Origin of the sequence: Sporolactobacillus sp. KGMB 08714, from assembly GCF_036598985.1 — a bacterium.
In the GTDB taxonomy this organism is placed as follows: Bacteria; Bacillota; Bacilli; order Bacillales; family Sporolactobacillaceae; genus Sporolactobacillus.
This window is the reverse complement of the sequence record NZ_JAUUBW010000019.1, coordinates 1-11,281: the sequence shown is the minus strand read 5'-3', so window position 1 is coordinate 11,281 and position 11,281 is coordinate 1. Positions and strand designations below refer to the sequence as shown.

7 protein-coding genes are annotated in these 11,281 nt (G+C 49.2%); 2 read left to right on the top strand and 5 right to left on the bottom strand.

From position 1 onward, the window contains the following. Positions 1–100 precede the first annotated feature (100 nt). A complete protein-coding gene (locus Q6A92_RS09830) occupies positions 101–880 on the bottom strand; it encodes an alpha/beta fold hydrolase (RefSeq protein WP_274399573.1) in 780 nt (259 codons plus the stop codon). A gap of 268 nt (positions 881–1,148) precedes the next feature. Between Q6A92_RS09830 and hpaB the strand changes: the two genes are divergently transcribed. After that, complete coding sequence (hpaB, locus tag Q6A92_RS09825) at positions 1,149–2,588, top strand: 4-hydroxyphenylacetate 3-monooxygenase, oxygenase component (protein WP_332237997.1); 1,440 nt, start codon at positions 1,149–1,151, stop codon at positions 2,586–2,588. A gap of 334 nt (positions 2,589–2,922) precedes the next feature. On the opposite strand, the gene Q6A92_RS09820 is transcribed toward hpaB, so the two are convergent. The 4 genes from Q6A92_RS09820 to Q6A92_RS09805 form a co-directional block, all read right to left on the bottom strand. Continuing rightward, positions 2,923–4,773 (bottom strand): ABC transporter ATP-binding protein, encoded by a 1,851-nt coding sequence (locus Q6A92_RS09820; protein WP_332237996.1) that lies wholly within the window; start codon positions 4,771–4,773, stop codon positions 2,923–2,925. Beyond that, the gene (locus Q6A92_RS09815) at positions 4,766–6,526 is read right to left on the bottom strand and encodes an ABC transporter ATP-binding protein (protein WP_332237994.1); all 1,761 of its coding nucleotides are present in this window, start codon (positions 6,524–6,526) and stop codon (positions 4,766–4,768) included. Before Q6A92_RS09815 ends, Q6A92_RS09820 begins: the two co-directional genes overlap by 8 nt. Before the next feature lie 598 nt (positions 6,527–7,124). Continuing rightward, positions 7,125–7,943 (bottom strand): helix-turn-helix domain-containing protein, encoded by an 819-nt coding sequence (locus Q6A92_RS09810; RefSeq protein WP_274399578.1) that lies wholly within the window; start codon positions 7,941–7,943, stop codon positions 7,125–7,127. A gap of 112 nt (positions 7,944–8,055) precedes the next feature. After that, complete coding sequence (locus tag Q6A92_RS09805; protein ID WP_332237993.1) at positions 8,056–9,726, bottom strand: PucR family transcriptional regulator; 1,671 nt, start codon at positions 9,724–9,726, stop codon at positions 8,056–8,058. Positions 9,727–10,034: 308 nt separating this feature from the next. Here Q6A92_RS09805 and ald point away from each other — a divergent pair, with 308 nt between their 5' ends. Then, complete coding sequence (gene ald, locus Q6A92_RS09800) at positions 10,035–11,174, top strand: alanine dehydrogenase (RefSeq protein WP_274399580.1); 1,140 nt, start codon at positions 10,035–10,037, stop codon at positions 11,172–11,174. The last annotated feature ends 107 nt before the right edge of the window (positions 11,175–11,281 follow it).

The following is an 11,281-nucleotide window of genomic DNA, read 5'->3' as shown; positions in this document are numbered from 1 at the left end:
AGCCGCTCCCTACAAGGCGGCGATTAAAAAAAACTTTTTTAACATGAGAAAAAGAGAGACGGCGGGTCAATCTCCCTTGCATTATTCACGATTTGCTCTCCTACAGGTTCTCATTTAAAAACCGGGTGAGCGCCTGATTGAATATTTCATGCTGATGTGTGAGAATCTGATGAGAAGCCCGGTCGATAAAAACGATTTTCGTCCGGGACAGGGGTTCAAAATACTTCTTGTGCCTGCTGATGAACCGGTCCCGGGTTCCGTAAAGGATCAGCGCCGGCAATCGGTTCAGCCGCGGCAGCCGTTCAACCTCATTAAAGCGTTTCCCGGAAATGTAAAGATCGAGAACCGCCTTATCGTTCGATTTCATGGCATATGTGTACAGCATTTTTTTGTCAGCTTCCGTCACTTTATGGCTGTTTGCCAAAATGCTGCTTAATACGTTTTTCTTCTTCGCACGGATCAGCATCCGACCAATCTGATATTCCCAGGCCAGGAGCAGTGAGTCGATCGTCGGATAGCCCCCGGATAAAACAAGGCCGCCGACTCTTTCCGTATAGGCGAGTGCATAGGAGAGGGCAAGCTGTCCGCCGGCGGAATAGCCGGCAACGACCGGATTTTCAAGCTTCAGGCCGTCGATCAGCGCTTTTAAGTCGCCTAGGTGATCCGGAAATACGTGCTCCTGCGACTGTGAAGGCAGATAACCGCTTCTTCCGTGTCCCCTCAGATCATAAAGGACAACCTGAAAGGATTTATCCAGCTTTTCTTGATATTTGAAAATAACATGTCCCGTTAACGGCGGATGGATAAAAACGATCGGACGTCCCTGCCCGAACGTTTCATAATAAAGCTTAATTCCTTTAGGCGTTTCTATATACGGCACGGCGTCTCCCCCCGTTTATTTCCGCTTGCAAAGACTCGTGTATAAGATGCTCCAATCAGGCCCGCGGAATACACACAATTTTCTCCTTTTTACATTAGAAATCCGCTTTCGAGTCTCATCGGCAATGCTGAGGAAAGCCCGGCCTGGAAAAAATATCAGTGAAGATGGAAACGGGACAGCTCCCGCCGTCAATTTATCTTGGCATGACCCGGGCAGCCCTCTCATATTTTGTAAAACAGAATAATTTTCACAGAATGGGGTGTTGTTCATGCCTTGTATCGACGGGAAAACGTATCTCGACCGAATCGACGGGCTGCAATCGGATGTCAGAATCGACGGTTCGAAAATAACCGGGAAAATATCCCAACATCCAGCATTTAAAGGGGCCATGAAAAGCCAGGCGAAATTATACGATATGCAGTACGAGAAGGCCTGCACCAATATACTGACATATCGATCGCCAAGCAGCGGACAGAAAGTCGGAGCGACTTATCTCGAGCCCAAAACGAAAAGAGATCTGGCAAAAAGAAGAAAAGCTGTCCAGCTGTGGGCCCGGCAAAATGCCGGGATGATGGGCCGTTCCCCCGATTATATGAATACCGTCGTCATGACCTTTGCCGCCTGCGCCGATCTTTTCGCCGACGAACGATGCAGCCGGAATATGCGCCGTTTCTATGAATACTGCCGGGAGAACGATATTTCGCTGACTCATACGTTCATTCAGCCTCAGGTGAACCGGTCGTCCCTCTACTTTGAAAATCCGTCCGATGCGATTGCCGCGCGGATGATCGCCGAAAATGATCGGGGAATTGTCATTCACGGCGCCCGGCTGCTCGCGACACAGGGCGGCATGACCGACGAGATTCTTGTCTTCCCCACCGGCGCCTTTCACTTTGACGACGCTTATGCCTATGCTTTTTCCATCCCTTCCAATACACCGGGCCTGAAGTTCCTCTGCCGCGAGTCTTTCAATGACAGAGAAAATGTATTCGACCATCCGTTAAGCGCACGATTCGAAGAGATCGACTCCATCGTTATTTTTGATCACGTCACGGTTCCGTGGGACAGGGTCTTTCTGCACGGAAACACGGAAGTTGCGAGTAAACTCTATACAGAAAGCGGATTTATGCCTCAGCAGGTGCACCAGGTGACAGCCAAGAACATCGTCAAAACCGAGTTTGTACTCGGCGTCCTGCAGTCCCTGATTGATGCCATCAATATCGAAGAATATCAGCACATTCAGGAAAAAGTCGCAGAGGTCATCCTCGGGCTTGAGACACTCAAGGCGCTGCTGACGGCTTCGGAAGTCCACGCGTCGATCGATCAGTGGGGAACGATGACGCCGGACCGCCACCCGTTAATGGCCGCCATGAACCTGTATCCGCGCATCTATCCGCGCTTTGTCGAGATCATGCAGCTGATCGGTGCAAGCGGGCTCGTTTCTATTCCGACGGAAAAAGATTTCCAATCGGAGTCGGGAGCCGACATAAGGAACTATCTGCAGTCGTCCGACCGTGACGGATATGAAAAGGTCAAACTGTTCCGGCTCGCCTGGGATTTGTCATTAAGCGCATTTGCCGGAAGGCAGACCCTGTATGAGCGCTTCTTTTTCGGAGATCCGATCCGGCTCGCGAGTGCGCTTTACCGTGATTACGATCGCACTGAATTTGTCAGACAGGTCAGCGATTTCTTGAAGAGAAAAGAATAAACGGGACTTCGGCCGGCAGCTCTGTCCGTCCCCTGCCAGAATTGTCCTTCCGCTCACATCGGCACCGCCGACTGACGTCCCTAATACCTTGTCCCGCCCGCGCAGCGGACAGATAATGTAAACGGCGATAGACGGGGCACGGCCCGCTTCGCCTGAAATCGGCTTTAGGACCGGCTCAGGGAAAAAGGCGGGTATTCAGCGGGCATCTAAAAAACATCCATGGAAAAGAACGCCTCCTAAATTAGGCGGCGGTCTGAATCCGGCGGATGTTTTTCCTTTGGCCGGGAGAACGGCAGGCCTTTTTAAGACGACCTGCCTCAGCATGTTTTTCCGATTATCTTTCTGCCAAAGGGAATTGATCCATGTATAATGTGTAATAAAGTCCCTTTTCTCTCAAAAGTTCGCGATGGGTCCCCTGTTCTGCAATCTGCCCGTTTTCGACGACAAGAATTTTATCGGCGCTGCGGATCGTCGACAGCCTGTGGGCAATAATGAAACTGGTCCGCCCCTGCATCAGCCGCGACATCGCCGCCTGAATCCGTTTCTCGGTCTGCGTATCGACGTGGCTCGTCGCTTCATCCATCACCAGTATGGCGGGATCGGTCAGAATCGCCCGTGCCACCGTCAGCAATTGTTTCTGCCCTTCGCTCAGTTCCTCACCGTTTTCCTGGAGAAGGGTTTCATAACCCTCTTCCATTTTCATGATAAAACCGTCCGCATTGGCCGCCCGTGCCGCCTGTCTGACCTCTTCGTCCGTCGCGCCGGGTTTCCCGTAGCGCAGATTTTCAAGAATGTTGCCTCTGAACAGATAGGTATCCTGAAGAACAATGCCGAACAGCCGGCGGAATTCCGACCGTTTGTAATCGCGGATATCCACGCCGTCGATCCGTACGGCGCCCTCACTGACATCATAAAAGCGGGTCAGCAAATTGATAATCGTCGTTTTTCCTGCACCGGTCGGCCCGACGAGCGCTATCGTCTCACCGGGACGGGCGTGAAAATCGACATGTTTCAGAATCGGGTGCCCCTGCTCATAATGAAAAGAAACATCGTCAAAAACGATATCTCCCTTGAAATTCCCGACTTTTCTCGCATCTTTGCGATCCGGCTTTTCCTCTTCCTCATCCATAATATCGAATACGCGTTCCGCTCCCGCAACCGCGGATTGCAGCGTGTTGAAGATGCTGGCCACATCGTTAAGCGGTCTGGAAAATTGTCTGGAATACGTGAGAAAACTGGCAATCATGCCGACCGTAATCATGCCTTTGACTGCCAGAAAACCGCCTACGGAAGCAACCGCAGTAAAGCTCAGGTTATTGATCACATTCATCATCGGCATCAGAAAACCCGACCAGACTTGTGCTTTCGTGCCGACGTCCGTCAGCCGCCGATTAATCTCCGTAAATTTTTGAATTTCCTTTTTTTCATGGCTGAACGCTTTAACAACGCTCAATCCCGAAATCGATTCCTCAATGTGGCCGTTCAATGTTCCCAGCTCCTTCTGCTGCTCCACAAACAGCCGGGAGGTCCTCGACGCGATCGTCCGCGTCAGAAGAAAGACGAGAGGCACCGAAATCATGCTGGCCAATGTCAGGATGGGACTGATCCAGATCATCAGGATAAATGAACCGGCAATCGATATGGCATCGTTCATCAGCTGGACGGTCGACTGTGAAATCGTGACGTCCACATTTTCAATATCATTGGTCAGCCGGCTCATGATCTCACCGTGATGATGGCGATCAAAAAAGGCGATCGGCAATTTTTGCAGTTTATGAAATAAACCGTTTCGCAGGCTGATGACAATCTTCTGGCCCGCGGCAGCCATGATCCATCCTTGAAAAAATGTCAGCAGGCCGTCCAGAAAATAGGATAACCCCAGGATCAGCAGAAACATGATCAACAGGGTAAAATGAACGCTATGGCTGTGCAGCCCGATCTGGTTGACGGCCAAACCGATAACGTACGGGGTGAGCAGCGTAACCGCCGTATCCACAACGATCAGCATAAACACAAAGAGCAGCGTCTTTTTTTCAGCGGCAAAATAGGTTCGGAGCCTGCTCAAAGTTTTTTTCATATTCTTCGGTTTTTCGACGGGAGCAAAACGCGCCGGCCCCCGCCTTCCCCGGTTTCTTCCCGACAATGTCCGGCCGAAATTCGGCATATCCCGTTGTCTGTCAGCCATTTTCATTGCCTTCTTCCTCAAACTGCGTTCCGTAGATTTCCCGGTAAAGAGCAGATGTTTTTAGAAGACGTTCATGGGTGCCGATCGCTTCGATCTTCCCGTTGTCAATCACGATGATTTTATCGGCATCGATCAGTGAAGCAATTCTCTGGGAGATAATAATACAGGCCGGCCGATCGGCAAGGCTTTTCAGTTTTGTCCTGATCTTTCTGTCCGTGCGTGCGTCCACCGCGCTGGTCGCATCGTCAAGAATCAGTATCTCAGGCCGCCGGATTAACGCCCGTGCAATCGCAATCCGCTGCTTCTGGCCGCCGGAAAAATTAACGCCTCCCTGACCGATGATCGCGTCATATCCGCGCGGCGTATGACGGATAAAGCCGTCCGCTTCCGCGGCAACCGCTGCTTCGAGAATTGCTTCGTCACTGGCCCTTTCATCGCCCCAGCGTATGTTTTCGCGCACGGACCCGGAAAAGAGCAGCGACTTTTGCGGAACGACGGCCAGTTTTCTTCTCAGGCGATCCTCGCTGTACGTTTTAATATTCCTCCCGTCCAGCAGGATCTCTCCCCTATCCGGGTCGTAGAAACGCAGGAGCAGATTCACAAGTGTTGTTTTTCCGGAAGCGATCGGTCCGATGATGCCCACGGTCTCCCCGGGATTGACGGTAAAACTGATATCTTTAAGAAACGCTTGCGGCCGTTCTGCATTTTTCACATATGAAAAAGAGACATGGCGGAAGACCAGCCGGCCTCTCTGCGCATCTACGGCTGATTCGCTCCGGCCTTCAGAAACCGAGTCGGGAAAACGCATCCCGTTTTTCTCCCGCATCACCTCGCCGATCCGCTCGGCCGAAGCCCTTGCTCTGACAAACATGTTAAAAGCGTTGTTGACGACCATAATCGCAAACAGGATCTGCATCATGTAGTTAATAAAGGCAATGATTGAACCGACCTGCATCGTTCCGTTGTTCACGCCGATGCCTCCGAACCAGATAATGGCAATAATTCCCGAGTTCACGGTCAGGTTGACGAGCGGTCCGAAAAGGCTGCCGACTTTGGCCGCCGAGGTCGACAGATTGCCAAGGCTGCGGCTGTTTTCCCGGAAACGTTTCTCTTCATATGAAAAACGGCTGAACACTTTGACGACGCGGACGCCGGAGAGATACTCCTGCATCGACATGTTGACATGATCCAGCGCGGACTGCACGTTCCGATAAAAAGGATAGCTGATTTTCATATTCAGATAGATCAAAAGGGCAATGATCGGGACGATCGCGGCAAGAGTGACGGAAAGCCGCGGATTGAGACGGATCGCCATCAGCAGGCTGCCGATGCCGACGATCGGCGCTTTCATCATCACCCGCATCAATCCGTTGGCAAAGGTCTGTACCCGGGTGACATCGTTCGTCAGCCGGGTGATCAGCGTACCGCTGGTGAAGCGGTCGATATTCCTCTGAGAAAATCCCTGAATCTTTATATACAAATCCTGTCTCAGATCCAGCGCGAATTTCTGCGAAACATCGACTGAAAGAACATTTCGTACGCTGGCACAGATTGCGCCCAGAAATGTAATCAGAAGCATCAGCAGCCCGAAATGAATAATCAACGAAGTATCCGAGCGGGCAACTCCTTTGTCTACAATCTGAGCCATCAAGGCGGGCTGCATCAGATCCGCCAGCGCTTCGCCTGCCAAAAAAACAATGGCAATCACAAATTTCAAGCGGTATTTCTTCCAGTATGTTTTCAAATAGTTCATCCGTGCCCTCCTCACAATTCCATTTCTATTTTTGTAACGGGCAATGATCCCTATGCATCTGTTTCATTTTTTGACAGACCTTAACACAGACGCGAACTCCGCCGGCCGGCAGCAAGCGGCTTGCCCCGGGATATACCTTGCCGGTTTCCGGCCATGCAGCAGCCGGTCCGCTGAATAAACAGCAGGCATGCCCGGTGCAGAGAACTTTTCCAGCAGCGGAAAAAGACATGATTTTCTTCATGGGTGTCATTGCGGAGGAGATAAACCGTACAGCAGTTAAACCGAACCGGATGGCTGCGTCGCACGCACAAAACCCGGGGAATGAAAAGAATTCCCGTAACAGCGGATCCAATAAAGGCAGCACCAAAAATAAGGCCGGATGATTGAAAAATCTCTCCGGACGGATCCGTACAGGGATGCCTCACGAGGTTTAAAAATGCCGGTGCAGCCCGACTTATAAGGATTCCGTTCATAAACATGCCGGACCGACCGCGAATCATTTCTTTCCCAGACAGACAAAAGCAATCCCTCTTTCTGAAATGATGAACGATTATAACGTCATCGTATCATAGAAAGCGTCTATCTAACATGAATAGAATTATAGATCATGGACATTTTTGTCTTTATATTCAGTCGGACTTACGCCTTCAAGCTGTTTAAAGACTCGACTAAAATAAAATTCATCGACGAAACCAAGATCCAGTGCAATTTCTTTAATCTTTTTGTCTTCTTCAATGAGCATTTCTTTCGCCTTATTGATTTTTATCTGATTAAAAAAAGCAATGACTGTATATCCGGTCATTCGTTTAAATATCCGCGATAAATAAGCAGGAGAAGTATGGACGAATTGGGCCAGCTCTCCCAGAGTTATTTTTTGATCGATCTTTTGGTGCATATAATGAATCGCGCTTTTAATCTTTAATCTTTGATTCATGCTCTGTTGATCAGGCGTTTGGTAAAGATCGAGGAGTAATTGCTGAAAATAAATCAGCGATTGGCATTCGAACTGGGGCATCTTTTTAGTCCAGCAGTCAAACAATCGCCGAAAATGACGCTCAACGTGCCGGGAATTTGCCATCTGCTGAACCGGCGGGAAAGGCAGGGGACCGTCCTCTTTGTGAATCTCCCATTGATTGTCGCAGGTTGAAATAACAGCATAGCTGAAATGAACGGTGATACAGTCGACCGGTCCGTTTATTCTGAACGACTGCAGGGTATGAGCGGGTACATAGAGAAGTGTTTCATGATGGACAGGATAGCTTTTCCGATCAATGGCGAAGCTGCCTTCCCCGCGCACGAAAAAAATAAATTCATGGTGCGTCAGGATACGGCTGACTCCCCCGCTTTTTTTGCGCATGCTCGTGCGTTTCCATTCTTTGCAATAATGAAGCTGAAAATAAAGACGATCAATATTCATTGTTCCTCCCGATCGATAAACATAAAGGATACCTCGCGATCATCTGCACAGGCACTACGCGTATCTTTCATTATTATAAACAGCATAGACTTAAAATTATTTCAGCGTATGATCATGTTATTTTTTCCGAATGACCGGAACCTAACATCTCATAGCCGAGCAACGCCATCTCAAGACAATAACGCCTCTGCGGTTCAAAAAAATTGTCTCCAAGCAGATCGGCCAGTTTTTCTAAACGATTATACAAGGTTTGTCTGTGTATAAACAGCTGCCTGGCTGTTTCTCCTTTTGAACCCATGTTTCTGAAGTAAACATCCAGCGTTTTGATCAGATTCAGATGATGTTTGCCGTCATAGGCGATCAGACTGCCTAATTGATCGCTGATAAATGTGATTAAAAACGGCTGCGGCACGGCTTTCAGCAACTGATAGATCCCTAAATCATCGTAAAAACAGCAGTGTTTCATCGACGGCACCGTTTTCGACAGCTCAATCACCTGACAGGCTTCGTTAAAACTTCTCCATGTTTCAAGGAGTTTCTGACTCGTTTTTCCAAAGCCGGCGTGAAAGGCCAGCCTGCCCAAGACCTGCTCAATATATTTTTTCAATCCCTCAATAAGCGCCCGAATGTTGTCTTTTAATAAAATGGCGGATTCACCGTTTAATGTTTCTTTCGCACATAAGAGATAGATCTGATTGCTTTTCATCATGATCAGATGGTACATCCGGTATTTTTTCAGAAGAGAGCGAATCAGAACGAGAATATCCTGATTCATCGCCTCCATCTGCTCCGGTCCCGCCTCGGTCACGTCATGTTCGAATTCAATGATTCCTCCGATAAACAGATAGTTTTCTCCATTAAGTTCCGGAAGCCCCATACGCATTTGCGCCTGCTCTTCGCTTTCTATTCTTCGACTTAAAATATCCTGTATCAGCTCATTCTGGTTTCTCAATATTTTTTCTTCCAGAAACTGCGTGCGAAGCAAAAGCGTCGCCACGGCTTTGGCAGTATAATCGCTCAGCAGCATCATGTATTCCGTCGGGTGGCTCTGAGGAAGAATGATGCCGACATGAGAAAAAACCTGCCCGAAGCAGACAACAGGCTGAATCAGGAAAAAGCGGCAATCGTCCATTTTCAATACGCTCGCTTCCCGCAAGGAAATCAGATCGTTCTTTTTCTCTTTGTAAAAGGCACTGAACTGTTCAGCAGACTTTTTATCGACTTCAGGATAGAATTTGTTCATCTCGGTTGAGGAAAGATAAACAACCTGACTGGACGTGTATGTGTGCAGCAGGCGGAGAACTGCCGGGATATCCGTGCTCTGCAGAATAATCTGCTGCTGCTTCCGGGAAAAGCGCTCAAGGTTTTTCATGACTTCAAAATGCCGGTTGATTAAAAAAGAATGAATGTCCTGCGTGATCTCTTCAAAACGCACCGGCTGTCTGAAAAGAATCAGCGGAAAATCATATTTATTGCAAAGTTCAATAATTTTTTCAGGAATTTGATCAATGGTGGTCCCGAACTCAATGCACAGGCCCGCGGTCTCATGGTCGATGATCGGGAGCATATAGTCGAGCCCTGATTCAACCGACCGTTTCAGCCAGAGGCCGGTGGTCAGAATCAGATCGTTTTTGCTGACATAAGGAGCGGCATGAGTGATTTCCAATATGTGAACCCAGCGGACTTCGCGATAGATTCCTTTTTCTCCGGCAATCAATGCCGCACGATGAAAAAGCGGCCTTTTTAGAACATCTTTAATACAAAATGACATTTCTTCGACCATAGCAGCCACCCCGATAATGTATATAATATTCCTCATGATGTAATATCATATTACATTCAATGCTTTTGTCAAGTAAACTGTCAAAAAGAGTAGACAAAACGTATGATGAAATAATGACGCTTTATTTGTACTATTCTTAATAAAGAATAACATACACTGCACAACAATAGGACGATATGGATCCTGCAGGCATTCCGAAAAGCAGAATTTATTCGTGAAGGACGGCATTGGATCCGGACAGAAATAATCTCGGGTGTGTGATTATTCGGCTGATTTGGGAATTTATAAAATTTCGGGAGGAATGGAGAATGATTATCGGTATTCCAAAAGAACTGAAAAACAACGAGCGTCGTGTGGCGATTACCCCGGCCGGAACGTATCACCTGGTCCGTGAAGGCCATCAGGTGTACGTTGAAACGCTGGCCGGTGCAGGCGCAGGATTTACAGATAAGGAATATGCGGAAGCGGGGGCAGTAATCACTTCTGCCGAAAAGGCATGGTCGGCGGAAATGGTTATTAAAGTCAAAGAACCGGAACCCGAGGAATATCATTTTTTCCGCGAAGGTTTAATTCTTTTTACCTATCTTCATCTGGCACCGGCGGCCAGTGCCGAATTGACCCGGGCGCTTGTTCAGAACAAAGTGGTGTCGATCGCCTATGAAACCGTTCAGCGTGCAGACCGCGTACTGCCCCTGCTGCAGCCGATGAGTGAAGTGGCCGGAAGGATGGCCGTGCAGATCGGTGCCCAATATCTTGAAAAATTCAGCGACGGGGCGGGCAAGGGCATCCTGCTCGGCGGTGTACCCGGAGTTTCAAGAGGCAAGGTGACGATTGTCGGCGGCGGCATCGTCGGAACCAACGCCGCAAAAATTGCCGTCGGTCTCGGCGCTGATGTAACAATTCTTGACATCAGTGCCGACCGGCTTCGTGATCTGGACGACATCTTCGGCACCTCACTGAACACAATGATGTCGAATCCGTACAACATCGCTGAAGCAGTTAAAGACGCCGATCTCGTTGTCGGCTGTGTGCTGATCCCCGGTGCCAAAGCTCCGAAACTGATCACCGAAGAAATGGTTGCCTCCATGCCTGAAAACTCGGTGATTGTTGATGTCGCTATCGATCAGGGCGGGATCGTTGAAACCTCGGATCACAGCACCACGCACGACGATCCGACCTTTATCCGGCACGGCGTCGTCCATTACGCCGTTGCGAACATGCCCGGAGCCGTCCCGAGAACGTCGACTCTGGCCCTGACCAATGTCACTATTCCGTACGCCGCCAAGATCGCGGCCAAAGGCTATGTCAAAGCCTGCCTGGAAGATGAGGCGCTTTTGAAGGGCTTAAACACTTTGGACGGCTATGTCACTTTTAAAGCCGTCGCGGAAGCACACGGATTGGCCTATAAAGATGCAAAAGACTTGCTGGCAAGCGTCAGCCGCGCCTGAAATCGAGAACCGCCGCTTCAGTGCCAAAGAAAAGAGGCTGTCTCAAAAGGTCAGTCTGTAGTGAAAAACGAGAGGGACATTTTTTCCCTCTCGTTTTTCGCTCATCC

What these genes read in the sequence shown, in the direction of transcription:
- ald (WP_274399580.1), top strand. Translation starts at nt 10,035, where the DNA reads ATGATTATCGGTATTCCAAAAGAACTGAAAAACAACGAGCGTCGTGTG.
- Q6A92_RS09815 (WP_332237994.1), bottom strand. Translation starts at nt 6,526, where the DNA reads ATGAACTATTTGAAAACATACTGGAAGAAATACCGCTTGAAATTTGTG.
- Q6A92_RS09810 (WP_274399578.1), bottom strand. Translation starts at nt 7,943, where the DNA reads ATGAATATTGATCGTCTTTATTTTCAGCTTCATTATTGCAAAGAATGG.
- Q6A92_RS09805 (WP_332237993.1), bottom strand. Translation starts at nt 9,726, where the DNA reads ATGGTCGAAGAAATGTCATTTTGTATTAAAGATGTTCTAAAAAGGCCG.
- hpaB (WP_332237997.1), top strand. Translation starts at nt 1,149, where the DNA reads ATGCCTTGTATCGACGGGAAAACGTATCTCGACCGAATCGACGGGCTG.
- Q6A92_RS09820 (WP_332237996.1), bottom strand. Translation starts at nt 4,773, where the DNA reads ATGGCTGACAGACAACGGGATATGCCGAATTTCGGCCGGACATTGTCG.